25 protein-coding genes are annotated in these 24,374 nt (G+C 60.2%); 3 read left to right on the forward strand and 22 right to left on the reverse strand.

What is annotated here, in order from left to right:
- Positions 1 to 39: 39 nt before the first annotated feature.
- Entirely contained in the window at positions 40 to 798 is a 759-nt protein-coding gene (zapD, locus tag ACKTSJ_RS00930; RefSeq protein ID WP_407896473.1) for a cell division protein ZapD, read from the forward strand.
- Positions 795 to 980, forward strand: coding sequence for a DNA gyrase inhibitor YacG (locus tag ACKTSJ_RS00935; RefSeq protein ID WP_407896475.1), 186 nt, complete (start codon positions 795 to 797; stop codon positions 978 to 980). Before zapD ends, ACKTSJ_RS00935 begins: the two co-directional genes overlap by 4 nt.
- On the opposite strand, the gene ACKTSJ_RS00940 is transcribed toward ACKTSJ_RS00935, so the two are convergent.
- The 14 genes from ACKTSJ_RS00940 to ACKTSJ_RS01005 form a co-directional block, all read right to left on the reverse strand.
- On the reverse strand, positions 962 to 1,906 hold the full coding sequence (locus ACKTSJ_RS00940) for a Nudix family hydrolase (protein WP_407896477.1): 945 nt from the start codon (positions 1,904 to 1,906) through the stop codon (positions 962 to 964). The genes ACKTSJ_RS00935 and ACKTSJ_RS00940 overlap by 19 nt on opposite strands.
- Positions 1,893 to 2,756: an ATP-binding protein gene (locus ACKTSJ_RS00945; RefSeq protein ID WP_407896479.1), complete on the reverse strand. Its 864-nt coding sequence runs from the start codon at positions 2,754 to 2,756 to the stop codon at positions 1,893 to 1,895. The genes ACKTSJ_RS00940 and ACKTSJ_RS00945 overlap by 14 nt, the downstream gene beginning before the upstream one ends.
- A gap of 1 nt (position 2,757) precedes the next feature.
- The gene (hsdR, locus tag ACKTSJ_RS00950; protein ID WP_407896481.1) at positions 2,758 to 5,109 is read right to left on the reverse strand and encodes an EcoAI/FtnUII family type I restriction enzme subunit R; all 2,352 of its coding nucleotides are present in this window, start codon (positions 5,107 to 5,109) and stop codon (positions 2,758 to 2,760) included.
- Positions 5,106 to 6,164, reverse strand: a complete 1,059-nt coding sequence (locus ACKTSJ_RS00955; protein ID WP_407896483.1) for a virulence RhuM family protein — start codon at positions 6,162 to 6,164, stop codon at positions 5,106 to 5,108. The genes hsdR and ACKTSJ_RS00955 overlap by 4 nt, the downstream gene beginning before the upstream one ends.
- Before the next feature lie 2 nt (positions 6,165 to 6,166).
- Positions 6,167 to 7,141 carry a RhuM family protein gene (gene rhuM / locus ACKTSJ_RS00960; protein WP_407896485.1) on the reverse strand — a complete coding sequence of 325 codons (975 nt, stop codon included), beginning with the start codon at positions 7,139 to 7,141 and terminating at the stop codon, positions 6,167 to 6,169.
- Positions 7,141 to 7,266, reverse strand: a complete 126-nt coding sequence (locus tag ACKTSJ_RS00965; protein WP_407896487.1) for a hypothetical protein — start codon at positions 7,264 to 7,266, stop codon at positions 7,141 to 7,143. The genes rhuM and ACKTSJ_RS00965 overlap by 1 nt, the downstream gene beginning before the upstream one ends.
- Before the next feature lie 51 nt (positions 7,267 to 7,317).
- Entirely contained in the window at positions 7,318 to 8,544 is a 1,227-nt protein-coding gene (locus tag ACKTSJ_RS00970) for a restriction endonuclease subunit S (RefSeq protein WP_407896489.1), read from the reverse strand.
- Entirely contained in the window at positions 8,541 to 8,861 is a 321-nt protein-coding gene (locus ACKTSJ_RS00975; protein ID WP_407896491.1) for a nucleotidyltransferase domain-containing protein, read from the reverse strand. Before ACKTSJ_RS00975 ends, ACKTSJ_RS00970 begins: the two co-directional genes overlap by 4 nt.
- On the reverse strand, positions 8,858 to 9,280 hold the full coding sequence (locus ACKTSJ_RS00980; protein WP_407896493.1) for a nucleotidyltransferase substrate binding protein: 423 nt from the start codon (positions 9,278 to 9,280) through the stop codon (positions 8,858 to 8,860). The genes ACKTSJ_RS00975 and ACKTSJ_RS00980 overlap by 4 nt, the downstream gene beginning before the upstream one ends.
- An 11-nt stretch (positions 9,281 to 9,291) precedes the next feature.
- A complete protein-coding gene (locus ACKTSJ_RS00985) occupies positions 9,292 to 10,770 on the reverse strand; it encodes an N-6 DNA methylase (RefSeq protein WP_407896495.1) in 1,479 nt (492 codons plus the stop codon).
- Between the two features lie 64 nt (positions 10,771 to 10,834).
- Complete coding sequence (gene argJ / locus ACKTSJ_RS00990; RefSeq protein ID WP_407896497.1) at positions 10,835 to 12,052, reverse strand: bifunctional glutamate N-acetyltransferase/amino-acid acetyltransferase ArgJ; 1,218 nt, start codon at positions 12,050 to 12,052, stop codon at positions 10,835 to 10,837.
- A gap of 2 nt (positions 12,053 to 12,054) precedes the next feature.
- Entirely contained in the window at positions 12,055 to 12,552 is a 498-nt protein-coding gene (locus ACKTSJ_RS00995) for a Crp/Fnr family transcriptional regulator (RefSeq protein ID WP_407896499.1), read from the reverse strand.
- A gap of 25 nt (positions 12,553 to 12,577) precedes the next feature.
- Positions 12,578 to 15,295, reverse strand: coding sequence for a preprotein translocase subunit SecA (gene secA, locus ACKTSJ_RS01000; protein ID WP_407896501.1), 2,718 nt, complete (start codon positions 15,293 to 15,295; stop codon positions 12,578 to 12,580).
- Between the two features lie 81 nt (positions 15,296 to 15,376).
- Positions 15,377 to 16,300: a M23 family metallopeptidase gene (locus ACKTSJ_RS01005; RefSeq protein ID WP_407896503.1), complete on the reverse strand. Its 924-nt coding sequence runs from the start codon at positions 16,298 to 16,300 to the stop codon at positions 15,377 to 15,379.
- Positions 16,301 to 16,332: 32 nt separating this feature from the next.
- On the opposite strand from ACKTSJ_RS01005, the gene ACKTSJ_RS01010 reads away from it, so the two are divergent.
- The gene (locus tag ACKTSJ_RS01010; RefSeq protein ID WP_407896505.1) at positions 16,333 to 16,758 is read left to right on the forward strand and encodes a DciA family protein; all 426 of its coding nucleotides are present in this window, start codon (positions 16,333 to 16,335) and stop codon (positions 16,756 to 16,758) included.
- Positions 16,759 to 16,769: 11 nt separating this feature from the next.
- Here the strand turns inward: ACKTSJ_RS01010 and ACKTSJ_RS01015 are convergent, their stop codons facing one another.
- The 8 genes from ACKTSJ_RS01015 to murC all read right to left on the reverse strand — a co-directional run bounded on the left by ACKTSJ_RS01015 (position 16,770) and on the right by murC (position 24,369).
- The gene (locus tag ACKTSJ_RS01015) at positions 16,770 to 16,967 is read right to left on the reverse strand and encodes a hypothetical protein (RefSeq protein WP_407896507.1); all 198 of its coding nucleotides are present in this window, start codon (positions 16,965 to 16,967) and stop codon (positions 16,770 to 16,772) included.
- Positions 16,968 to 16,972: 5 nt separating this feature from the next.
- A complete protein-coding gene (gene lpxC / locus ACKTSJ_RS01020) occupies positions 16,973 to 17,890 on the reverse strand; it encodes a UDP-3-O-acyl-N-acetylglucosamine deacetylase (protein WP_407896509.1) in 918 nt (305 codons plus the stop codon).
- 80 nt (positions 17,891 to 17,970) lie between these two features.
- Complete coding sequence (gene ftsZ / locus ACKTSJ_RS01025; protein WP_407896511.1) at positions 17,971 to 19,131, reverse strand: cell division protein FtsZ; 1,161 nt, start codon at positions 19,129 to 19,131, stop codon at positions 17,971 to 17,973.
- A gap of 63 nt (positions 19,132 to 19,194) precedes the next feature.
- A complete protein-coding gene (ftsA, locus tag ACKTSJ_RS01030; protein ID WP_407896513.1) occupies positions 19,195 to 20,424 on the reverse strand; it encodes a cell division protein FtsA in 1,230 nt (409 codons plus the stop codon).
- 19 nt (positions 20,425 to 20,443) lie between these two features.
- Positions 20,444 to 21,136 carry a cell division protein FtsQ/DivIB gene (locus ACKTSJ_RS01035; protein ID WP_407896515.1) on the reverse strand — a complete coding sequence of 231 codons (693 nt, stop codon included), beginning with the start codon at positions 21,134 to 21,136 and terminating at the stop codon, positions 20,444 to 20,446.
- Complete coding sequence (locus tag ACKTSJ_RS01040) at positions 21,126 to 22,040, reverse strand: D-alanine--D-alanine ligase (RefSeq protein WP_407896517.1); 915 nt, start codon at positions 22,038 to 22,040, stop codon at positions 21,126 to 21,128. Before ACKTSJ_RS01040 ends, ACKTSJ_RS01035 begins: the two co-directional genes overlap by 11 nt.
- A complete protein-coding gene (gene murB / locus ACKTSJ_RS01045) occupies positions 22,037 to 22,954 on the reverse strand; it encodes a UDP-N-acetylmuramate dehydrogenase (RefSeq protein WP_407896518.1) in 918 nt (305 codons plus the stop codon). The genes ACKTSJ_RS01040 and murB overlap by 4 nt, the downstream gene beginning before the upstream one ends.
- Positions 22,951 to 24,369, reverse strand: a complete 1,419-nt coding sequence (gene murC / locus ACKTSJ_RS01050) for a UDP-N-acetylmuramate--L-alanine ligase (RefSeq protein WP_407896519.1) — start codon at positions 24,367 to 24,369, stop codon at positions 22,951 to 22,953. Before murC ends, murB begins: the two co-directional genes overlap by 4 nt.
- Positions 24,370 to 24,374: the final 5 nt, after the last annotated feature.

Genomic DNA, 24,374 nt, shown 5'->3' on the forward strand with positions numbered 1-24,374 from the left:
CTTTCAGCCCCAACCCACCGCCAGCCCGACCCGATTGCCGTGATCAGCTACGAATTTCCTCTCAACGAGCGCGTGCGCACCCTGTTGCGTCTGGAGGATTTGTTCGTCCGCATCGAGCGTTTCATTGCCCGATCGGATCGCACCGATCACCATGCCGCGCTGAACGTGCTGTTTGAAATCCTCGAGGTGGCCAGCCGTGCCGACCTGAAATCCGAACTGCTGCAGGAACTGGACCGCCAGAAGAAGGCGCTCAATGCATTCCACAACAATCCGGAAATCTCCGAGGATGTGCTGGATGCGATCCTGAACAGGCTCGAAAACGACAGCGCCAATCTGCTCGAGATCAGCGGCAAAATCGGGCAACACCTGCGCGACAACGAATGGCTGATGGGCATCAAGCAACGCGCGGTCATCCCCGGCGGCGTGTGCGAATTCGACCTGCCTTCCTACCACTACTGGCAACACTTGCCGGAAGACAAACGGCGCGCCGACCTGACCGGCTGGCTGGCCCCGCTGCTGCCGCTCAAGGCCGGCCTCAATATTCTGCTGAAGCTGTTGCGCGAAAGCGGGCGCGCGCGCCGCTTCACCGCCCATCAGGGCACTTTCCAGCAAATGCAGGGGGGGCGCGTGGCGCAACTGTTGAGCGTCTCCCTCGCGCGTTCGCTGCCCTGCTACCCCGAGATCAGCGCCAACAAATATGCGCTGAACATTCGCTTCGTGGCCGCCGACTTCTCCGCCAAGACCTCGTTGTACGAGCACGATGTCGATTTCAGCCTGGTGTTCTGCTCCCTGCAATGAACAAGCCGCTCGTCGTCACCTGTCCCACCTGCGGCAAACTGCATGAATGGGATACCGCCAACCGCTTCCGTCCGTTCTGCTGCGAGCGCTGCAAAATGATCGACCTCGGCAAGTGGGCGAACGAGGAATATCGCGTCGAGCAACGCGAACGGGACGCGGGAGATCAGGAAACCCAGGCCTGACGCAGCAGCGCGATGCCATGCGCACCGTGCTGCCACGCGGTCTGCAAATCCCCCTGATGCAGGCCGCCCAGGGCATACACCGGGAGGGCGCATCCAGCGGTCGTGAGCGCAAAGTTATCCCAGCCAAGATGCGGCGCCCCCGGATGGGACTGCGTCGCCAGCACCGGACTCAGCAAGGCAAAGTCGCAACCCAATGCTTCCGCGCGGCGCAGTTCCTGCGCATTGTGGCAAGACGCCCCGCACCATTCCACGGTGGGACGCCCACTTAATTCGGCAAGCTGGGTCGAGGTCAATTGCACCCCGTCCGCCCCCACTTCCTGCGCCAATTCGACATCGCCGTTGAGCAACACCCGCGCGCCAGCCGCATGCGCCAGAGCCACCCCGCGCAAGGCCAGCGCACGCAACGCCTCGCGCGACAGATTTTTTTCACGCAACTGGACCAGTCGCAGCCCATTCTGCAAGGCACGTTCCAGCCGCCGCAGGAATTCTTCCACGCCCAGTTCGGCGACATTGCTGATCGCGTACCGTTGCGGCAACTCCAGGGCGCGCAGGACGGGTGTGTTGGCCGGAAGCACAGGGGCTACCGCAACCTGGCCTGGCAACTGCCACGAGAATTGCTGCCCCTCGTGCGGATGCAACGCGCCGCGCCACGCCGTCACCCGGAAAAAATTCAATTGCACCGTGGCGTGGGGATACGCGAACACCCGCGTCAGCCACGGATAGGCCGTCACCACCTCGATGCCCAGTTCCTCGCGCAGTTCGCGCACCAGCGCATCGCGTGCAGATTCGCCTTGCTCCAGCTTCCCACCCGGAAACTCCCAGTAGCCCGCCCAGATCTTGCCGGCAGGACGTTGCGCCAACAAAAAAGACCCATCGGGCCGCTGCAAGACAGCCGCCGCCACCCGCACGATCTTATTTTGCGACATGCTTGCCACACCAGTCGCGCGCAAATTGCCCAGCCACTCGGCCGCTGCGTGAACCCCGCGACAGTGCCCATTGCAGCGCCGCCGTGCGAACCTCGTCAGTCATGCCGTGCTGCCAACCGTGATACGCCAGCCAGTGCGCAGCCACGGCCAGATACTCATCCTGCGTGAACGGATAGAACGAAATCCAGAGGCCAAAACGCTCGGACAGTGACACCTTCTCTTCCACGCTCTCCGCCGGGTGTACTTCATCACCAATATGTTTTGTGGCGAGATTGTCCTGCATGGAGTCCGGCATCAGGTGGCGGCGATTGGACGTCGCGTAGATCAACAAGTTGTCGGAAAAGGCCACCAGATCGCCGTCCAGCGCCGCCTTCAGCGCCTGGTAGCCCGGCTCGTCTGTGTTGAAGGACAAGTCATCGCAATACAGGATGAAGCGCTCGGCGCGCCCCTGCACCAGGCCGACGATGTGCGACAGGTCGATCAGCCCCTGTTTGTCGATCTGGATCACGCGCAGCCCCTGCGCGGCATACTCGTTGAGCAAGGCTTTCACCAGTGACGACTTGCCCGTGCCGCGCGCGCCGGACAACAGCACGTTGTTGGCCGTGCCGCCGCGCACGAACTGCAAAGTATTTTGCTGGATGCGCTGTTTCTGATCGTCTATGCCGAGCAAGTCAGCAAGTGCGATGCGCTGGAAATTCGGAACGGGACGCAACGTGCGCTGTCGGTGATCCCAACGGAAGGCCGCAGCAGCTTGCCAGTCGGGCGCTTGCAACTGCGCGTTAGGGAAAATGGTTTCGAGACGAGAAAGGAAGCCTTCGGCACGGGTGAGGAATTGGTCGAGCTTATCCATGTCAGCACGTGCCCCGGGTGTCGTATAAATAGTGTTGAAAACCGGAGAACACATTGCGAATCTCCGCAATATCCCCGCCCAAATCGCTGACCGCATCGGGAATCGAGTCGTGATATTTCAGGCGTAGCAGCTTGGTCAGTTTTTCCTGCTCCAATTCTTCCACGCCTTCTTTCACGTAATGCGCCAGCACAAAATCGAGGAAGGTTTGCTGCTTGTCGTTGAAGCGTTGATGCACAGCTTGATGCGCCACCTCGGCACGTGCTTCGCGAGTGATCGGCTGCATGGCAAACGCCACGTGCGCCAACACATCGAACAAGTCGCTCTTCTCGGCATCGATGATTTTCTGCATCTCGACAAGCTGGTCTTTGCCAAAACCTTTTTCAGCCAACCCTTCCAGTAACTTCTTGCGCGTATCCGGCAAACTCCACAATGCGCGCAACTCGTCTTCGTCCTTGAAGAACTCCGGCAACTGACCGAACAACACCGTCAAGAATTCCGTCGCCGAGATCGGCTTGCCATCCGGCCCCCAGAACGTCGTTACAGAAATGTGCTGGATGGTGCGTTCTTTTCCGTCGCGCAACTTCACGCGCACCTTGGGCTTGCTCTCGTATTCGGGGCGGGTTTGTTTCGCCTCTGTTGGCGCTCTCGGGACAATCGGAGTAAATGGCGTATCGCCGCCATCGAGCACCTCCGCCTCGCCATCCCAATCCTTGTCGTTGAACAGTTGGTGCGCCTTCACAAAATCGTAAATCGTGAAGTAATCCTTGCCGTCATACAGCCGCGTGCCGCGCCCGATGATCTGCTTGAACTCAATCATCGAGTTGATCATCCGCATCAGCACGATGTTGCGCACATTGCGCGCATCCACGCCGGTAGAAAGTTTTTGTGACGTGGTGAGCACTGTTGGAATGCTCTTCTCGTTATCTTGAAACTCGCGCAGATATTGTTCGCCACGCTCGCCATCATTTGCCGTCACCCGCACGCAATAGTTTGGATCGGTGCTTTCCGTTTTCAATTGGTTGATCAGGTCGCGCACCAGCAACGCATGGGCCTGATTGGCGCAAAACACCAAACTCTTCTCGCGCTGATTGATCGCGTCCATGAATAACTTCACGCGATAACGTTCGCGCTCCACGATCTCGATGCTGCGATTGAAATCCTTTTCCTCGTACAGCTTGCCCGCCTCGATCTCGCCCTCGACCAAATTGTCATCCGAGGTGTAGCGGTACTCGTCCAGCGTGGTAGCGTACTGCTTCACGCGGAACGGCGTAAGGAAGCCGTCGTTGATGCCTTCCTTCAGCGAATACACATACACCGGCTCGCCGAAGTAGGCGTAGGTATCGGCGTTGTCTTTGCGCTTCGGCGTCGCGGTCAAGCCAAGCTGCACCGCAGGCGCGAAATATTCAAGGATGCCGCGCCAGGTACTTTCATCATTCGCGCCGCCACGGTGGCATTCATCGATGACGATGAAATCGAAAAAGTCGGGCGGATATTCGCCGAAGTACGGCGAAGGCTTGCCATCTTTCGGCGGCCCGCTCATGAACGTCTGGAAAATCGTAAAGAACACGCTGCCGTTCTTCGGCACGCGCCCCTTCTTGCGAATGTCATCCGGTGCAATGCGCACCAGCGCATCTTCGGGAAAGGCAGAGAAAGCGTTGTACGCCTGATCCGCCAGAATGTTGCGGTCAGCAAGGAACAGGATGCGCGGCTGGCGCGCCCCGTCGCGATTCCCAGTCTTCCAAGTAGACAAGCTCCAGCGCGACTTGAACAACTTCCACGCCAACTGAAACGCGATGAAGGTCTTGCCCGTGCCCGTCGCCAGCGTCAACAGAATGCGTTGCTGATTTTCCGCAACAGCTTCCAGCACCGCATTGATCGCGCTGTCCTGGTAGTAGCGCGAACCCCATAGTCCGCCTTTGTCCTCGAACGGCACGGCGGCGAAACGCTCGCGCCAATCATTTGCCTCGGCGAAGGTACGATTCCATAATTCTTCGGGAGAAGGATAAGCATCCGCATCGCCCTCCACCCCGTTCTGCATATCCACCCCGTAGATGCGCAGCCCGTTGGTGGCGTAGGTAAATCGCGCACCTATCTTGCCCGCGTACTGCTTCGCCTGCGCCAAGCCTTCGGTGTAGGGCAGATCGCGGCGCTTCGCCTCCACCACCGCCAGCTTGTGATTGCGATACACCAGCACATAGTCCGCAATTTCCGGTTTCGACCGTTGCCCCGCCCCCTGCAAGCGCCCCTCGGTGATGCGGTATTCGCGCATCACGCGGCTGCCCTCCACCACGCCCCAGCCTGCGGCGCGCAAGGCGGGGTCGATATGTTCGGCGCGGGTTTCGGCTTCGTTCACGTTTTGCGATCCTTCTTCGGACTTTTTGTTCGCGGCAATTTGGGCAAAGTTCGCGCGGCCTGCTCGAAGTCCTCATCCACACGGCGCGGCAGTGCATCGGCCAGCGTGCGGTAGCGGCCATATTCGAGTTCAGCCTTTGCCTTCGCGTTTTCGGCCGAAACCTTGCCCGCGTGCTCAAGCAACTCGCGCCCCGAAATCCGCAGAAAGTCGTCGAGCTTTGTGATCCAGTCGCGCATGGTCATCGGCTTGCGTTCCAAAGCCTGCAACTCGGCAAATTCGATATACAGATTGACGATGCGGTTCAGCGTATTCAACTCGGTTTCCGTCAGATAATTCTTCGCAACCGACACATCATCCTTGCGCACCACACCGCCGGGACGTGTCGTTTGCAACCCCATGAAAGGCTGGCTCGCATCCGCACGCTCGTGAATGATCTCCGCCGCCGTATGCCCGTGCGCCGCCCAATGCATCTTGTTCTGCACCGCCGCAAAGAATTGCTGTGACAGCTCCGCATTCGGCGTGTAGTCCACGCTGGTCGCGTAAATATCCAGCACCTTCTGGTAGAAGCGGCGCTCGGACGAACGGATGTCGCGGATGCGCTCCAGCAACTCGTCGAAATAATCCGTCTGCCCCGTACCCGGCGGATTCTTCAGCCGCTCGTCGTCCATGGTGAAACCCTTCACCAGATACTCGGAAAGACGCGCCGTCGCCCACTGGCGGAACTGCGTGCCGCGATGGCCGCGCACCCGGTAGCCCACGGCGAGAATGGCTTCCAACTGGTAATGACGGAGCTTTCGCGCGACCCCGCGCGCACCTTCCTGTCGAACTTGTAAGTACTCCTTACAAGTTGCCGCTTCCGACAACTCGCCTTCCGCGTAGAGGGATTTCAGATGCAGCGTTACGTTTTGCGGCGTGGTCTGGAAAAGCTCCGCGATCTGCGCTTGCGTCAGCCACAGCGTTTCATTCTCGAACCGGCACTGAATGCGCGTGCGGCCATCCTCTGTCTGGTACAGAAGAAAGGATGACTGCGGCATTTCGTTATCGGCTTCGTTCATTCTCAACCCGCCAGCATATTCATGATGAGACGGATCATCGTCTCTTTCTGCGCAGGGTCGGATTCCGCCACCAGCAACGCCAGCGCGGCCAGGCCAATGTCATTGATCACCGGATTACCCGCCTCATCCAGCAGGCGGCCATTGCGGTTCAGAAAATCGACGAACAGGAAGGCGGCGCTACGCTTGTTACCGTCCGAGAACGGATGATTCTTGATGACGAAATACAGCAAGTGCGCGGCCTTCGCCTCAATGCTGGGATAAGCCGGCTCGCCAAACACCGATTGATCCAGATTGCCGAGCAACGCACCCAAACCATCGCCACGTTCTTGCGCGAAAAGTACCGTTGCCTCGCCACGCGAGATCAGATCGGCCTTCAGCCCAGCCAAAGCAATACGCGCCTCATCCAACGTGTGCAGTTTTCCACCTGCAACCGTCTGAGGTTCAGCCAGCAAGCCCTCGTCGTAGCGTTGTAACAGCAAAAAAGTCTGGGCATAGCGCGTCACCACATCCACCAGCCCGCGCCCCTCGTCGCCGCGCAACTCAGGGCTTTGCGCCGCCTTGCGCACCAATTGCAGCGCCGCTTCCAGCTCGCGCGCATTGGCCTCGAAGCGCTGGCGGTTCAGCGTATAGCCTTGGGTGAGATGTTCGCGCAGCACTTTGGTCGCCCACTGACGGAAGCGCGTGGCACGCGCAGAGTTCACCCGATACCCGACAGAAATTACCGCATCCAGATTGAAATGCTCAATCTGGCGGGATACTCGGCGCGCCCCCTCCTGTTGAACTGTTTCTATTTTGGAAACGGTTGCCGGTCGCTCCAGCTCACCGCTGGAATAGATATTTTTCAGATGTTTGGAAACCGCCGCCTTTTGCACATCAAACAGAGCTGCCATTTGCTCTTGCGACAGCCAAATCGTGTCCTTCTCAAGACGGACCTCGACACTGCCGCTCTCGGTTTGGTAGATGCTGATTTCGCCCATCAGCAACCTCCAATCCAGACCATTTTGCTGACATCAGCAAAATGGTTCTGCACGACACGCCAAAGTTCTTTACGGGCCCCCTCAAAGGTCGTGTGGTGATGGTTGGCGATGCGCTGGGCGTTCATGGCGACTCTCCGGCTAGGCAGGAATTGCAGAATTGTACGGGGAGCCGCGCATTAAAGCATCCCGCTGAACGCCTGATGCAGCAGCGACTTTTTCAGCTCGTCCAGGGCGGCGAGCTTGCACTGGTAGAGGGATTCGAGGTGTTGGGTTTCGATAGCGAGTAATTTCAATTGGGCAGAGATTGCTTTTTGCGCCTCGATTGGTGGAATTGAAATCGGTAGCGACTTTAGGTCTTTGAAATAAATTGCCGAAACATTCGTCGTGCCACTCTTCAATGAATTCAGTTCATCAGCGACAGCTTTTGACGAGAACGCAAGCAAAACAAACCGTGCATCAACACCACCCTTAAATCTCACTCGCATGATGTTGTTGTTAAACAGGACAAGGTCGTCCGAATCTGATTCGTAAATGCAGGACTTGCCAACCAATTCGTAGCTATTCCGCGTATTGAAGAGGAAGTCACCATCTCGAAGAGAAAATTTGCTCACCTCTTCACCTGTTGCATCAACGCATGTGAAACTGGAGAAATCAAAACGATTATCGCGTGTGATGTTGTTCATCTTCACATAAGGATAAGCCTTGTCTTCGCCTTGCTCGCGACTGTTCTTGGTAAGACCAATTACGTTGCTTTCGATCAACTCTTCAAAGGGTTTCTCCTCCCACCCCTCGCCGCGCTGGGTAAAGACGGATTGCAGGTGGCTTTCGAACAGGGCGCGGGCGTTTTGCAGGTTCTGTTCGGCGTTGGCGCGGGCGACAGCGATGCCGTCAAACGCTTCGTCGAGAATTGCAACGATGCGCTGCTGTTCGGGAAGCGGCGGCAATGGAACTACGAATTTCCTTAAGTCATCGAACTTCAAATTATTGATGTTTGCGCCATCCGATAAAGTAGCGATGAAGTCCTTGTAGTCTGGTGAAGTCATCAGGTGAAATAGAAATTTCGGGTGCAACTCATGCTTTGGTGTGACCATTCCCATGAAGCCACCAAACGCATATCCGTAGTCACCGTCGATGTAGGCAACCTTTCCGAGATGCAATTTGCTTCCGCTGGCGGTGCAAATCATCAGCGAGCCAGCTTTTACTTTTTTGTTTTCCGGTATGGCGATTTCATCGCTGATGTATTTCAGTTCAGAGAAATCGAGAAGGTTGGTTGCGAGATCAATATTCATCGCGCGCAAAACGATGTTGTCTGACACATCGACCTCGTCACCTTTGGCATAGGTGAGACCACGCTGGAACTCGCATACGTCGCCAAGCGTCTTGGTCTGCCACCCCGCCTTCATCGTGGCGCCCCACTGTCCCGCTGATAAAACACCACTCCCACACGCTCGATATGTTCGCTCAGCTTGGTGTTGTTAAGTTCATCGAAGACGGAAAGGTCTATGGTGTAGGGCAGGAGCAGGTCATCCAGTTCGGACGCTATCGTCGCGCACAGCCTGGACGTAAGCTGTTCACCATAGAGCGTCAGGTCTATATCCGATCCGGTCTTGTAATTACCCTTGGCGCGGGAACCGAACAGCACAGCCTTTTCGACTTGCGGGAAGCGCGCGAAAACACTGCTGATTTTTTCTACTGTTGCTTCGGACAAGCCATATTTCATAAATCTTCTTGCTGCTCGCTCAGTGCGGTGAATTTCTTGGCCATCTCTTCAAAAGCAAAATAAAACCGTTGCAGAATATCTTCTGCAACATCATCGGCAATAGCCGGGTTGTAGGTATGCGTAGTTTGATTGCGCGCCTTGATCATATCCATCCAAGTCTCGCCGTCTGAGATCAGCCCATTCTTGAAGGCTTCCCGAGTAGTATCTCTTGAGCCGATGATATTGGTGATGCCTTTGTTTTCCAGATAATCCTTTAGTACGTTCCATGCCAGCTCATGCGTAAACTCGAAGCTTTGAATCAAGCCTTGTTGCTCCAGATTGGATAATTCGCGCTCCTCAGCCAACTCTGATGCCTCAACGAGGGTCTGGTATGCCCTGAGATAGTTATCGAATCTTTGTTTCCAGCGGATGTCCTGCATGGTTTTCTCCCTTACAACAAGGCTCGAATATTACCCAATACCTGTGCGCTCTGCTCATCCAGCGCGGCGATCTCTTCCATGATGTCCTGTGGACTGCGATGCACCACGGCCTCATTGCCGTTCGGGTTCTTCACCGACAGGTCGAAGGTCGTGGGGTCGAAGGTCGTCGCATCCACGCTCCAGCTATTGGGCGAATCGGCAAAGGTCTTCTGCAACTCAATGAATTCGGCAAGATCGGCATCATTGAGCGGGTTGGTCTTGCCCAGGTTGCGGCCGGGATCGAGCTGGTAGTACCAGATTTTTTTAGTTGCCGCGCCCCCTTCGACACGGCTCAGGGCAGGCTTCTCGAAGAACAGCACGACGGTCTTCACGCCCGCGCCTTGAAAAGTTCCGCCGGGGCAATCGAGCACGGTGTGCAGGTTGCAGCTTTCGAGCAGGTGTTTGCGCAGGCTCACCGAGGCGTTGTCGGTGTTGCTCAAGAAAGTGTTCTTGATGACCACCGCGCCGCGTCCGCCCGCTTTCAAAAACTTGATGAAGTGCTGCAAGAACAGGAAGGCGGTTTCGCCGGTCTTGATGGGGAAGTTCTGCTGCACTTCCTTGCGTTCCTTGCCGCCGAAGGGCGGGTTGGCGAGGACGATGTCGAAACGGTCTTTGTCCTGCACGTCGGCGAGGTTGAGCGCCAAGGTGTTGGCGTGGGCGATGTTGGGCGCTTCGATGCCGTGCAGGATCATGTTCATGATCGCGATGACGTAGGCGAGGCTTTTCTTTTCGATGCCGTAGAAGGTGCCTTCTTGCAGGGTCTTGAGGTCGCGCGTGGTGAGGTGCGACTTGGCGCGCAGATAATCGAACGCTTCGCATAAAAAGCCTGCGCTGCCGCAGGCGCCGTCGTAGATGGTTTCGCCGATCTTGGGGTTGACCACTTGCACCATGGCGCGAATGAGCGGGCGCGGGGTGTAGTACTCGCCGCCGTTGCGCCCGGCGTTGCCCATGTTTTTGATCTTGGCTTCGTACAGGTGCGAGAGTTCGTGCTTTTCTACTTGCGAGCCGAAGCGCAGTTCGTCGATGTGGTCGATGATGTCGCGCAGGTTGTAGCCGCTTTGAATTCTGTTTTTGATCTCGCCGAAGATTTCGCCGATCTTGTATTCCAGCGTTTTGGCGTTGTCGGCTTTTTCCTTGAAGCGGTGCAGGTAGGGGAACAGTTGCTGATTCACAAAGTCGCGCAGGTCGTCGCCAGTCATGGCGGCGTTGTGGTCGATCTTGCCGTCTTTGCCTTTGGGTGCAGCCCAGGTTTCCCAGCGATAAGGCTTGTCGAGCAGCCAGGTGTATTTGCGGCCTTCCAGCTCGGCCTCCATCGCGCGGCTCGCTTCGAGTGCGTCGAGGTATTTGAGGAACAGCAGCCAGGAGGATTGTTCGGTGTAGTCGAGTTCGCTGGCGCAGCCGGCTTCTTTGCGCAGGACGTCGTCGATGTTTTTGAAGGTTTGTTCGAACATGCCTGGATTGCCTCTACGGGATGTAAAAAACCCGCCAATCGGCGGGCTTTCATTGCGTAAGGAACTAGCTGCGGTAACTCGCGTTGATCTTCACGTAGTCGTACGAGAAGTCGCAAGTCCACAACGTCGCATTCGCCGCGCCGCGGTTCAGCACCACACGGATGGTGATGTCGCTCTGTTGCATCACGCGCTGACCGTCTTCTTCGCGGTAGCTCGCAGCCCGCCCGCCGTTTTCGGCGACCAGCACCTCATCCAGATACAGCTTGAGTTTTTCGACATCGAGATCGGCCACGCCGGCATAGCCGATGGCGGCGAGGATGCGCCCGAGGTTGGGATCGGAGGCAAAGAACGCGGTCTTGACCAGCGGCGAATGGGCGATGGCGTAGCCGATCTTCTTGCACTCGGCTTCGTCTCTGCCGCCTTCGATCTTGAGGGTGATGAACTTGGTCGCGCCTTCGCCGTCGCGCACGATGGCTTGCGCCAGCACGGTGGCGACTTCGGTGATGACGGCCTGCAGCGCGGTGCGGTTGGCGGCATCGATCGTCACGCTGCTCTTGCCGCTGGCGATCAGCATCAGCGCGTCGTTGGTGGAAGTGTCGCCATCCACGGTGATGCAGTTGAAGGATTTGTTTGCGGCTTCGCTCACCATCTGCTGCAACAGCGGTTGCGCGATGGCGGCATCGGTGGCGATGTAGCCCAGCATGGTCGCCATGTTGGGATGGATCATGCCGGAGCCTTTCGCAATGCCGGTGACGGTAACGGTCTTGCCGCCGATCTGCACCTGCTTGCACACCGCTTTGGCGACGATGTCGGTGGTCATGATGGCGTGCGCGGCGTCGAACCAGTTGTCGGCTTTCAGGTTGGCAATGGCTTGCGGCAAACCGGCGACGATCTTGTCCAGCGGCAGCGGCTCCATGATGACGCCGGTGGAATAAGGCAGCACCTGTTCCGGCGCACAACCCAGCAGCCGCGCCAGCGCGGTGCAGGTGTCGCGCGCGGCGGCCAGACCTTGTTCTCCGGTGCCGGCGTTGGCGTTGCCGGTGTTCACCACCAGCGCGCGTATGCCTTTGCCCGCCGCGAGAAATTCCTTGGCCAGGGTTACCGGTGCCGCGCAAAAACGGTTGGTGGTGAACACGCCCGCCACCGTGGCGCCCTCATCCAGCTTGATGACCAGCAGATCCTTGCGCCCGGCGTATTTGATGCCAGCCTGCGCGATTCCCAAAGAAACGCCCGCAACGGGCAACAGTTGTGCCGCTACGGGCGCAAACAGATTGACCGGCATGTTCAGAAACGTCCGCCGGTTTTGTAGATGTAATTGCTCATTTCCACCGATTGCGCATTCATGCGGCGCACGATGCCGTGCACGTGGCGCACGATGCCGCGCATCACGTAATAGACGATGGCCGGCTGCGAGTTCAGCAACGATTCGAATTTGCAGCGATCCAGCACCAGCACCTTGCAATCGGTCTTGGCCGTCACTGTGGCGCTGATCTGCGACACGTTGCCGCCGACGAAGGTGATGATGCCGGCCAGGTCGCCCGGCTGCAGCAGATGCAAGGTTGCCTGTTCGCCACCTATCGTTGCGGTCGCCTCGACTTCACCGGCGGCGAGCACGATGAGGGAATTCTTCAGCCGCTCTTCTCCCGGGCGCAGCAGACTTTGTCCCGCCTTGTATTCGCTGACCTCGAACAACTGGCCGAACGTTTCAACTTCGGCATCGCGCAACTCTTCGGTCAGGGTGGAGTTGTGCAGGGTTTGCAAAATCAGATCATCGGTCGGCATTGCGTTCTCCCGTCAGGTTGATGAATCAGTTCAATTTCCCGTGGCATTGCTTGTATTTCTTGCCCGATCCGCACGGACACGGATCATTGCGCCCGACTTTCTCCCCGGTGCGCACAAAAGGCTTGCCGTGTTCGGCTGCGGCAGGTTCGTTCTGTCCCAGCGCCTCGTCGTAATCGGCGTGATGATACTGCACATTTTCGGGGGCGTGGGACACCTCCGCTTCCTGTACCGCCTGCTCGCTGCGAATCTGCACATTGAGCAGGGTCTGCACCACATCGCGCTTGATCGCGTCCAGCATGGCGGCGAACAATTCGAACGCCTCGCGCTTGTATTCCTGCTTCGGATTCTTTTGCGCATAGCCGCGCAAGTGGATGCCCTGGCGCAAATGATCGAGCGCCGCCAGGTGCTCGCGCCAGTGCTGGTCCAGACTTTGCAGCATGACGATCCGCTCGTAACCGTGCATCAGCTCGGGGCTCACCTGTGACACTTTTTCCTGATACTGCTGCCCGGCGCTATCGGCGATGCGCCGGAACAGTCCGGTCGGATCGAGTTGCTTGTCCTGCTCCAGCCATTGCGCTACCGGCAACTGCAACTGGAACTCGGCCGCAAGCGCCTTCTCCAGCCCCGCCACATCCCACTGTTCCTCCATGCTGTCCGGCGGGAAATGCTGGTTCACCAGGTCGAGCAGCACGCTGTCGCGCATCGCGCTGATGGTGTCGCTGATGTCCTTGCTTTCGAGCAGCTCGGCGCGCTGCTGGTAGATGACTTTGCGCTGGTCGTTGGCGACATCGTCGTATTCGAGGATCTGTTTGCGCATGTCGAAGTTGCGCGCCTCGACCTTGCGTTGCGCGTTCTCGATCGCGCGCGTGACCCAGCTGTGCTCGATCGCTTCCCCCTCCGGCAACTTGAAGCGGTTCATGATCGCCGCCACGCGATCCGAAGCGAAGATGCGCAACAGGGGGTCTTCCAGCGACAGGTAGAAACGGCTGGAACCGGGATCGCCCTGGCGTCCGGAACGGCCGCGCAACTGGTTGTCCACGCGGCGCGATTCGTGGCGCTCGGTACCGATGATGTGCAGGCCGCCGCTGGCGATGACCTGCTGGTGCACCGGCTGCCATTCGGCGCGCAATGCGGCAATGCGCTGCTCGCGGGCCGCCGCATCCAGACTTTCGTCCATGCGCACCAGCTCGATCGACTTCTCCACGTTGCCGCCCAGCACGATGTCGGTGCCGCGTCCCGCCATGTTGGTGGCGATGGTGATCATGCCGGGACGGCCTGCCTGCGCCACGATCTCGGCCTCGCGCGCATGCTGCTTCGCGTTCAGCACCTGATGCGGCAATTGGGCCTTGTCCAGCATCGCGGAGAGCAGCTCGGAAGTCTCGATCGAGGTCGTCCCGACCAGCACGGGCTGGCCGCGTTCGTGGCAATCGCGGATGTCGACGATCACCGCCGTGTATTTTTCCCGTGCCGAGAGATACACCTTGTCCATCAGGTCGGCGCGGATTGTGGGCCGGTTCGGCGGCACGATCACCGTCTCCAGGCCGTAGATGGACTGGAATTCGTACGCTTCGGTATCAGCCGTGCCGGTCATGCCCGACAACTTTTCGTACATGCGGAAATAGTTCTGGAACGTGATCGAGGCCAGGGTCTGGTTCTCCTTCTGGATGGTGACGCCCTCCTTCGCCTCGACCGCCTGGTGCAACCCGTCCGACCAGCGCCGCCCCGCCATCAGGCGCCCGGTGAATTCATCCACGATGACCACCTCGCCGTTCTGCACCACGTAATGCTGGTCGCGGTGGAACAGGTTGTGCGCGCGCAGGGCTGCATACAGGTGGTGGATCAGGGTGATGTTCGCCGGGTCGTACAGGCTGCCGCCCGCAGGCAACAATCCCGCCTGTGCCAGCAACTGTTCGGCATGTTCGTGGCCGGCTTCGCTCAACAGGATCTGGTGGTTCTTTTCATCCACGCTGTAGTCGCCGGGAGCCTCCTCGGTCGCCTGCCGGCTGAGCTGCGGCGCCAGCACATCGATCCGCACATAGATATCGACATTGTCTTCGGCCTGGCCGGAAATGATCAATGGCGTGCGCGCTTCATCGATCAGGATCGAGTCCACTTCGTCCACGATGGCAAAATTCAGGGTCCGCTGGAAACGTTCTTCCGCGCTGGCGGCCATGTTGTCGCGCAGATAGTCGAAACCGAATTCATTGTTGGTGCCGTAAGTGATGTCGGCGGCATAGGCGGCCTGTTTTTCAGCCTGCGGCATGTTGGTCAGGATGACGCCGACCGAGAGGCCGAGGAACCGATACAGGCGCCCCATCCATTCGGCATCCCGTGCCGCCAGATAGTCGTTCACCGTCACCACGTGCACGCCCTTGCCCGACAGCGCGTTCAGATAGGCGGGCAGTGTCGCCATCAGGGTCTTGCCTTCGCCGGTGCGCATTTCGGCGATCTTGCCATAGTGCAGCACCATGCCGCCGATGAGTTGCACATCGAAATGCCGCATCTGCAGCACGCGGCGGCTACCTTCACGCACCACCGCGAAGGCTTCCGGCAACAAATCCTTGAGCGACTCGCCCTGCTGCAGGCGCGCCCTGAATTCCGCCGTCTTGGCCTGCAAAGCCTCATCGGAAAGCGCGGCAATTGCGGGCTCAAGCGTGTTGATGCGGGTAACAGTCTGCCGATATTGTTTGAGCAGACGGTCGTTGCGGCTGCCGAATACGGACTTTAACAATCTGGAAATCATGCTGTCATTTTCTGTGGCTGATGTTACAAACAAATAAAAAGGGTGAGGCGCTCACCTCACCCTCGCGCAAAATCAAGGCGCTCAACCGGCTGCTTTTTGCAGGAAACGCACGGGACTTTGTGCCTTCCCCTGATAACGCACCTCAAAATGCAAATGATTGCCGGTGGAACGGCCGGTGCTACCCACCCGGGCGATTTCGTGTCCGCGCCGCACCACCTCGCCAACCTGTACCAGTACTTTGGAAGCGTGCGCGTAACGGGTCGTGATCTGGTTGCCATGATCGATCTCGACCATATTACCATATTGAGGGTGCGGGCCCGCAAACACCACCACCCCGCCGGCGGAGGCGTATATCGGCGTACCTTCCGGCACCATGTAATCGACGCCCTCGTGCAGGGCATTCTTGCCGGTGAACGGATCCAGCCGCCAGCCGAAGTTGGATGAATACCAGCTGGATTTGACCGGCGCCACCGAAGGCAGCATCCGCTTGTCCAGTCTGTCCTGTTGCAACAAGGTCTCCAGGGCAACCAGCTTGTCGCTGCGATCCCCCAGCAACAGGCTCAGGTCTTCCAGTTGCCGGTCCAGCGACTCCATCGACAACTCCTGTTGCGGCGGGGCCGGCAGATAAGGGCCGCCGCGCGCGGGTGCGAGGTCAAAGGAAAACTCGTTCGGCTTCATACCGCTCATCTTGGCGAGACGCGCCCCCAGGCCGTCCAGACGCTGCAACTGCGCTTGCATCTGGCCGAGCCGTGCCGCCATGGCATCCAGGCTCTGGCGCAGATAAAGTTCCTGCTTGCGCTGTTCTTCCGCCTGCGCGCTGGCCAGCCAGGTGCGCAATTCATCACTGATGGCCCCGGGTTGGAAGCGCACAATGGCATACTGCGCCAGCAGGACGGCCGCAACGAACAAGGCGGCCAGCACCGACCCGGCAAGCAGAAGATGCGTGCGGGTCAATGTCACACTGCGCGCTTTTGCAAAATGGTTGGAAACCAGAATAATATTCATGCCATACCCCTTTACGAGACACCCCTGATCCTGTGCCACATCGTCTGAACGCCTTTATCGACGCGAATCCGAATCTGCATGCGCTTGCCCGGACGGTCGGGCAAGTCTCCGTGTTGCAGCGCCATTTCCAGGCACTCGTCCCGGCTTCACTGGGTCGTTCCTGCCGCGTCGCTCACTACGCCGAAGGCCGGTTGACGCTGGCAGCAGACAATGGCGCGGTAGCGGGAAAACTGCGCCAGCTTGTCCCCCAGCTAATTTCCTCATTTCTAACAAGGGGATGCGAGGTTACTGGAATTCAGATTCGAGTGCAAGCCAGCAATGTCCCTCCACCCGGCCCTACCCGCCCGAGAACGCTCGGCAAACAAGGCCGGCAAACGCTTGAAGATTTTACCCGTCAACTGAAGGACGGCGACCCGCTCAAGTTATCGCTGCAGCGCATGGTCAAGCGGGCGACATAGCCGGCCGGCTGTCAGCCAAAGACGCGCCACGCCACCAGTCCATAGCGTTCCAGCAGGAATAGCACCCCGAACACCAGGAGCAGGAACACTACGAATTGAGCGACTTGCACCGCCCATGCCAGATAACGCGCGTCGCGCGAAAAAAGGTAGGCCCCCACCGCCGCCAAGATGAATAGCGCCGACAGCAGCAGAATCAAGCGAATCAGCATGACGATCAGACTGCTTGCGGTTGCAATTGCAGGCGCAGGAAATTCGGCGCCTCTTCCGGTTTGTCGAAGGTGACGAATTCCCATGCCTGTTCGTCCGCCAGCAAGGCCCGGCACAGGGCATTGTTCAGGGCATGGCCGGACTTGTGCCCGGAAAAAGCCCCGATCAACGGGTGCCCGAGCAAATAAAGGTCGCCGATGGCGTCCAGCACCTTGTGCTTGACGAATTCATCCTCGAACCGCAACCCGTCCGGATTGATGACACGGTACTCGTCCATCACGACGGCGTTGTCCAGATTGCCGCCCAGCGCCAGCCCCTGCGAGCGCATGTATTCGACCTCCTGCATGAAACCGAAGGTGCGGGCGCGGCTGACTTCCTTGATATAGGATTGTTCACCCAGATCGACTCTCACCTGCTGCTTGGTATCGGCAAACACCGGGTGCGCAAAATCGATGGTGAAATTCAGGCGGTAGCCATTGTAGGGCTCGAAGCGCACCCACTTGTCGCCGTCCTTCAGTTCGATGGTTTTCTTGATGCGGATGAATTTCTTGGCCGCCTCCTGCTCGACGATCCCGGCCGATTGCAACAGGAAGATGAATGTCCCCGCGCTGCCGTCCATGATCGGCAGTTCCGGGCTGGTCAACTCGACAATCGCATTGTCGATGCCCAGGCCGGACAGGGCGGACATCAGATGCTCGACCGTCGCCACGCGCGCTCCGTTCTCCTCCAGACAGGTGGACAAACGCGTGTCGTTCACCGCCACGGCGCGGGCATGGATATCCACCGGCTGCGGCAGATCGACGCGGCGAAACACGATGCCGGTATCCACCGCTGCCGGGCGCAAGGTCAGATAGACCTTCTCCCCGGTGTGCAGACCGACGCCTGTCGCCTCGACCGTTGTCTTCAATGTGCGTTGTCTGACCATGCGCTTACCTTGCTGTTTATGGGCGAAGTTTAGCACGGGCGCACCTATCCCCGTCGTGCGGCCGCATCGGCACGGCGCGATCAGTCGGCTTGCTTGCGCAGGAACGACGGGATATCCAGCGCCTCCACCCCGGATTGTTTCATCGCCTCCACCGTCTCGCGGTTGCGGCCGGAGCGCCACACCGAAGGGGTTTCCAGCGCATTGAAATCAACCAGCGGCGCATCATGCGTCCCGGTGCGCAATTGGGCCTGCGGCACCAGCACCGGCCTGGCCTGCGGTTTGCGCAGCGATCCAAGACCGGTGGCCACGATGGTCACGCGCAGCTCGTCGCCCATGTTCTCGTCGAACACGGAACCGACGATCACCGTTGCCTCGGCGGCAGCGAACTGGAAGCAGTTCATCACTTCGTGGAACTCTTCCAGCGTGATGTTGCTGCTCGACGTGATATTCACCAGCACGCCGCGCGCGCCGGACAGATCGACGTCCTCCAGCAGCGGACTGGCGATGGCCTGTTCGGCAGCACGCTGCGCCCGGCCTTCGCCGGCGGCGGAAGCCGCGCCCATCATCGCCATACCGTTCTCCGACATCAGGGTGCACACGTCGGCAAAGTCCACGTTGACCATGCCGGGCACGTTGATCACTTCGGCGATGCCCGCCACTGCGCCCTGCAACACGCCGTTCGCCGCCTTGAACGCTTCCGGCAGCGTGGTCTTGCCGCCCAGCACTTCCATCAGCTTGGCATTCGGCACGATGATGAGCGAATCGACATAGGCGGCCAGCTCCTCGATGCCCGCCAGTGCCAGCGACATGCGCTTGCCCTCGAACAGGAAAGGCTTGGTCACCACGGCCACGGTGAGGATGCCCATTTCCTTGGCGACCTGCGCCACGATCGGCGCGGCGCCGGTGCCGGTCCCGCCGCCCATCCCGGCCGTGATGAATACCATGTTCGCGCCGCCGATGATTTCGGCGATGCGCTCACGGTCTTCCTCCGCCGCCGCCTGTCCGACCTGCGGCTTGGCACCGGCCCCCAGCCCCTTGGTCAGGTTGGCGCCGATTTGCAACTGCACCCTGGCCTTGCTGCGTTTCAATGCCTGCGCATCGGTATTGATGGTGATGAACTCGACCCCCTGCACGCCCTGCTCGATCATGTGATCGATGGCATTGCCGCCGCAGCCGCCCACCCCCACCACCTTAATCACCGCGCCTTGCGGTTGTGCATCCAACAGTTCGAAAGCCATCATTTTTCTCCTTGGGTTGATATCAAAAAATATATAAGAAAACCAAAAACAGTCCTGCCACGCCCGCTAAAAATTCCCCTTGAACCACGCCGCCATCTTTTCCAGCACCTCCTTGAACGATCCCGCCCCCACCCGGGCCACCTCATTGCGCTGCCGTTGTTCCAGGCCGTACAGCAGCAAACCGACACCGGTTGCATAGCGCGGCGTCTTCACGACCGCCGACAATCCGCCGATATTGCGCGGCAATCCCAGGCGCACCGGCAGATGGAAAATCTCTTCCCCCAGCTCGACCATGCCCTGCAGGGCCGCGCTGCCGCCGGTGATGACGATGCCGGACGACAACACCTCTTCCAGCCCGCTGCGGCGCAACTCGGTCTGCACCAGCGAATACAGTTCCTCCACCCGCGGCTCGATCACTTCCGCCAGCGTCTGCCGCGACAACATGCGCGCGCTGCGCTCGCCCACCCCGGGCACCTCGATCGGCGCGTCCGTCGCGAGCTGGCGCAGGGCGCAGCCATATTTGATCTTGATGTCCTCGGCATCCTTGGTCGGTGTGCGCAACGCCATCGCGATATCGTTGGTAATCTGGTCGCCCGCGATCGGGATCACCGCCGTGTGGCGGATCGCGCCGTTGGTAAAGATCGCCACATCGGTGGTGCCCCCGCCGATATCGATCAGGCACACCCCCAGCTCTTTTTCGTCTTCGGCCAGCACCGCTTTGCTCGATGCCAGCGGTTGCAGGATCATGTCGTTCACTTCCAGGCCGCAGCGGTGGATGCATTTCAGGATGTTCTGCACCGCCGACACCGCGCCGGTCACGATATGGATCTCCACTTCCAGGCGCAGGCCGCTCATGCCCAGCGGTTTCTTGATGCCCTCCTGCCCGTCGATGCTGAATTCCTGTTCCAGGATATGCAGGATCTGCTGGTCGCCCGGCAGACTGATCGAACTGGCGGTCTCGATCGCGCGCACCACGTCAGTCTGTGCGACCTCCTTGTCCTTGATCTTGATCATGCCGTGCGCGTTCGAGCTGCGGATATGCCCGCCCGCGATGCCGGTATAGACCTCGCGGATCTTGCAGTCCGCCATCAGCTCGGCTTCCTGCAGCGCCTGCTGGATGGCCCCGACCGTGGCGTCGATGTTCACCACCATGCCTTTTTTCATGCCCGATGACTGGTGCATGCCGGCGCCGACCACCTCCAGCGTGCCTTCCGCCGTCACCTCGGCCACGATGCACGCGATCTTCGAGGTGCCGATATCCAGTCCGACGATCAGATTCTTGCTTTCTTTGCTCATTCCCAGACTCTCCAAAAACTCACGCCGCATCCCCGGCTACCGCAAAACCGTCGCGATAGCGCAGGTCCACCCGCCGCACGCCCGGCAGCGCCGCCGCACTGGAGGGATACACCCTGACGAACCGTGCCAGCCGTTCGCCTACTGCCTCCCGCCCCAGCGCCAGCTGCAGTCCGTCATCCAGCTCGATCTGCCAGGCCATGCGCGGCGACAGCACGATGCGCTCGACCGTTCTCCGCAGCGGCCGCAACTGGCGATTCATCTCGGCATACATCTCCGCCACCTGGCGGGCGTTGCGCGCTTCACCGAGGAAGGCGGGCAGCCGCTCATCGGTTTCCGCATGGAAGACCTCGCCGTGGGTATTCACCAGGTCATGCTGATTCCAGCGCGCCAGCGCGACATGCTCTTCCAGCTCCACCTGCAACGCCCAAGGGAACTTGCGCCGCACGCTGGCCCGGCGCACCCAGGGCAACTGTTCGAGCGACTGCCGCGTGCGCTGCAGATCGACGGTGAAGAAATTTCCCTGCACCCCGGCCACGGCGGCGCGCAACTGCACCGCGTCGAGATGTTCCGGGGTAGCTGTCAACTCGACCGCGCGCAAGGCGAAGGCGGGCAGGTGCAGGGTGTAACGCACGCCGCCCCACACCAGCCACAGCACCGTCGCCCCCAGCAACAGCCGGGTCAACGCGCGCAACCGTGTCGCATCAGCCCACATGTGCAGCCTCCAGCACCCGCAGCACCAATTGGCCGAAACCGATCCCCGCCTGGCGCGCCGCCATCGGCACCAGGCTGTGGTCGGTCATGCCCGGCGAGGTATTCGCCTCCAGCACATAGGCCTTGCCGTCGTCTGCGCCGCGCAGAAAATCCACCCGCCCCCAGCCGCTGCCGCCGATCAGGGCGAATGCCTGCAATGCCATGTGTTGCATCGCGGCTTCGTCTGCCGCACTCAAACCGCACGGGCACAGGTAGCGCGTGTCGTCGCGCAGATATTTCGCCTCGTAGTCGTAGAACTCATTGGCCGGTTCGATCTTGATGACCGGCAGCGCGTGTCCGCCGAGAATGGCCACCGTGTATTCGCCGCCGCTGACGCTGCTTTCGGCGAGCACCACCTTGTCGTGCCGGGCCGACTCGGCATAGGCGGCGGGCAATTCCGCCACCGTGCGCACCTTGCTGATGCCCACACTGGAACCTTCGTTCGCCGGTTTCACGAACAACGGCAGGTCGAGATGGTCGGCCAGCGCCACCCAGTCGGTCGGCGCGGTCAGCGCCTCGTATTCCGGAATCGGCAAGCCGGCCGCCTGCCAGATCATCTTGCTGCGCCATTTGTCCATGGCGATGGCGGAGGCCATCACCCCGCTGCCGGTATAGGGAATGCCCATCAGTTCGAGCGCGCCCTGCACCGTGCCGTCTTCGCCGTAGCGCCCGTGCAGTGCGATGAACACGCGGTCAAATTTCTGTTCCAGCAGAATGTGCAGGTCGCGCTCGGCCGGATCGAAGGCGTGCGCATCCACCCCGCTCTGCTGCAATGCGGCCAGCACCGCCGCCCCGCTCTTCAGCGACACCTCGCGCTCGGCCGAATTCCCGCCCATCAGCACCGCAACTTTTCCGAATTTTTTCACTTCACCCTTTCCCCAACGATCCGCACTTCCGGATGCAGCTCGATGCCCGTCTGCTGCAACACCGTGGCTTGCACTGCACCAATCAGGTTTTCAATGTCGGTCGCCGTTGCGCCGCCCACGTTGACGATGAAATTGGCGTGCTTTTCAGACACTTGGGCACCGCCGATTTGCCGCCCCTTCAGGCCGCAGCGCTCAATCAGCCTGGCCGCATGGCCGCCTTCCGGATTGCGGAAGACCGAACCGCAATTCGGCTGTTGCAACGGCTGGCTGGCGCTGCGTTTTTCCATCAGCGCCCTGATTTCCTGACGCGCCTTTTCCACATCGCCCTGCTCGAACTTCAACCATGCGCCGACGAAAAACTCTTCATGCGCTTGGCGTAACACCACATGGCGGTAAGCGATGTCATATTCCTGCGGTGCACGCTCCAGCAATTCGCCGCTGCGGGTCAGCACTTGCACGCGCACCACCTGCTGCCAGGTCTCGCCGCCGTAGCAGCCGGCGTTCATCGCCAGCATGCCGCCCAGCGTGCCGGGGATGCCGACGAAAAATTCCGCGCCGCACAGATGGTTCGCGGCGGCAAAACGCGCCAGCTTCGCGCCCGGCACGCCGGCCTGCGCGTAGATCAGGCCATCCTCCATGCGCAGCTCGGCGAGCGCGCCTACCAACTGCACCACCGTGCCGGGGAACCCGCCCTCGCGCACCAGCAGGTTGCTACCCAATCCCACGAACAGCAGCGGCTCCGTTGCCGGTGTGCGGCGCAGGAAGGCTTGCAGGTCGGCCAGGTCGGCCGGGCGATACAGGTGCCGCGCGACGCCGCCCGCGCGCCAGCTCACATGGCGCGCCATGGGCTCGTCGTGGCGCATCTCGCCGCGCAAGTCCCCGATGTCAAAATGTGCCGGTTCGCTCATGTTCATGTTTGCGCCAACAGCCTCACCCGGTTCGGCACCGTGCCGATGGAGCCCGCCCCCATCGTCAGCACCACATCACCGGCGCGCGCCATCTGCAAAATGGCCTGCGGCATGTCGGCGATGTGCTCGACGAACACCACTTCGTGCTGTCCCGCCACGCGCAGGGCATGCATCAGACCGCGCCCGTCCGCCGCGACGATGGGCGCTTCGCCTGCGGCATAGACCTCGGCCAGCACCAGTGCATCCACCCCGCCCAGCACATGCACGAAATCCTCGAACAGGTCGCGCGTGCGCGTGTAGCGGTGCGGCTGGAAGGCCAGCACCAGACGCTTGCCGGGAAAAGCGCCACGCACCGCAGCCAGCGTCGCCCGCATCTCGACCGGGTGATGACCATAGTCGTCGATGAGCGTGAACGAACCGCCCGAGGGCAACGCGATCTCGCCGTAGCGCTGCATGCGCCGCCCGACGCCTTGGAATTCCGCCAGCGCGGCGACGATGGCATCGGGCGCAACCCCCACCTCCAGTCCGACCGCGATCGCGGCCAGCGCATTGAGCACGTTGTGCTCGCCGGCAAGGTTGAGCGTGATGTCGAGATCCAGCGGCTTTCCTTCGTACAGGCACTTCTCGTCATGGCGGCACTGCGCGGTGAAGCGCATCCGCCCGCCCTCGTGGCGCACGTTCACGGCGCGGACATGCGCATCTTCGCGGGTACCGTAGGTGGTGACCGGCTTGCTGATACGCGGCAGGATGTCGCGCACGTTCACGTCGTCAATGCACAGCATGGCGCGGCCGTAGAACGGCAGGCGCTCGACGAAATCCACAAAGGCCTGCTTCAGCTTCTCGAAGTCGTGGCCGTAGGTCTCCATGTGATCGGCGTCGATATTGGTGACCACCGCCAGGATGGGCGTGAGATACAGGAACGAAGCATCGGACTCGTCCGCCTCGGCCACGATGAACTCGCCGGTGCCGAGACGCGCGTTGGCGCCGCTGCTGTTGAGGCGACCGCCGATGACGAAGGTGGGATCGAAACCGCCCTTGGCCAGCACACTGGTTACCAGCGAGGTGGTGGTGGTCTTGCCGTGCGTGCCGGCGATGGCAATGCCCTGGCGCAGGCGCATCAGCTCGGCCAGCATCACCGCGCGCGGCACCACCGGGATGCGCTGTTCACGCGCCGCAATGACTTCCGGGTTGTCCGCCTTCACCGCGGTGGAAGTCACCACCGCATCCGCGTCACGCAAGTTCAGGGCATCGTGTCCGATGCTGATGTTCGCGCCCAGATCACGCAAGCGCATGACGACCGTGCTGTCCGCAATGTCCGACCCGCTCACCTTGAACCCCAGGTTGAGCATCACCTCGGCGATACCGTTCATACCGGAACCGCCGATACCGACGAAGTGGATGTTTTTGACTTTATGTTTCATATCTT

The sequence above is a fragment of the Ferrigenium sp. UT5 genome (assembly GCF_045866295.1).
Classification (GTDB): domain Bacteria; phylum Pseudomonadota; class Gammaproteobacteria; order Burkholderiales; family Gallionellaceae; genus Sideroxyarcus.

Excerpts from the sequence above, each read along its gene's own strand:
- ACKTSJ_RS00985 (WP_407896495.1), bottom strand. The coding sequence starts at position 10,770 with ATGTTCGAACAAACCTTCAAAAACATCGACGACGTCCTGCGCAAAGAA.
- ACKTSJ_RS00955 (WP_407896483.1), bottom strand. The coding sequence starts at position 6,164 with ATGAACGAAGCCGATAACGAAATGCCGCAGTCATCCTTTCTTCTGTAC.
- murC (WP_407896519.1), bottom strand. The coding sequence starts at position 24,369 with ATGAAACATAAAGTCAAAAACATCCACTTCGTCGGTATCGGCGGTTCC.
- ACKTSJ_RS00940 (WP_407896477.1), bottom strand. The coding sequence starts at position 1,906 with ATGTCGCAAAATAAGATCGTGCGGGTGGCGGCGGCTGTCTTGCAGCGG.
- ACKTSJ_RS00975 (WP_407896491.1), bottom strand. The coding sequence starts at position 8,861 with ATGAAATATGGCTTGTCCGAAGCAACAGTAGAAAAAATCAGCAGTGTT.
- ftsA (WP_407896513.1), bottom strand. The coding sequence starts at position 20,424 with ATGAGCAAAGAAAGCAAGAATCTGATCGTCGGACTGGATATCGGCACC.
- ACKTSJ_RS00965 (WP_407896487.1), bottom strand. The coding sequence starts at position 7,266 with ATGAACGCCCAGCGCATCGCCAACCATCACCACACGACCTTTGAGGGG.
- lpxC (WP_407896509.1), bottom strand. The coding sequence starts at position 17,890 with ATGGTCAGACAACGCACATTGAAGACAACGGTCGAGGCGACAGGCGTC.
- murB (WP_407896518.1), bottom strand. The coding sequence starts at position 22,954 with ATGAACATGAGCGAACCGGCACATTTTGACATCGGGGACTTGCGCGGC.
- argJ (WP_407896497.1), bottom strand. The coding sequence starts at position 12,052 with ATGCCGGTCAATCTGTTTGCGCCCGTAGCGGCACAACTGTTGCCCGTT.
- secA (WP_407896501.1), bottom strand. The coding sequence starts at position 15,295 with ATGATTTCCAGATTGTTAAAGTCCGTATTCGGCAGCCGCAACGACCGT.
- ACKTSJ_RS00935 (WP_407896475.1), top strand. The coding sequence starts at position 795 with ATGAACAAGCCGCTCGTCGTCACCTGTCCCACCTGCGGCAAACTGCAT.
- ACKTSJ_RS01005 (WP_407896503.1), bottom strand. The coding sequence starts at position 16,300 with ATGAATATTATTCTGGTTTCCAACCATTTTGCAAAAGCGCGCAGTGTG.
- ACKTSJ_RS00995 (WP_407896499.1), bottom strand. The coding sequence starts at position 12,552 with ATGCCGACCGATGATCTGATTTTGCAAACCCTGCACAACTCCACCCTG.
- ACKTSJ_RS01015 (WP_407896507.1), bottom strand. The coding sequence starts at position 16,967 with ATGCTGATTCGCTTGATTCTGCTGCTGTCGGCGCTATTCATCTTGGCG.
- ACKTSJ_RS01035 (WP_407896515.1), bottom strand. The coding sequence starts at position 21,136 with ATGTGGGCTGATGCGACACGGTTGCGCGCGTTGACCCGGCTGTTGCTG.
- ftsZ (WP_407896511.1), bottom strand. The coding sequence starts at position 19,131 with ATGATGGCTTTCGAACTGTTGGATGCACAACCGCAAGGCGCGGTGATT.
- ACKTSJ_RS00945 (WP_407896479.1), bottom strand. The coding sequence starts at position 2,756 with ATGGATAAGCTCGACCAATTCCTCACCCGTGCCGAAGGCTTCCTTTCT.
- rhuM (WP_407896485.1), bottom strand. The coding sequence starts at position 7,141 with ATGGGCGAAATCAGCATCTACCAAACCGAGAGCGGCAGTGTCGAGGTC.
- ACKTSJ_RS00970 (WP_407896489.1), bottom strand. The coding sequence starts at position 8,544 with ATGAAGGCGGGGTGGCAGACCAAGACGCTTGGCGACGTATGCGAGTTC.
- ACKTSJ_RS00980 (WP_407896493.1), bottom strand. The coding sequence starts at position 9,280 with ATGCAGGACATCCGCTGGAAACAAAGATTCGATAACTATCTCAGGGCA.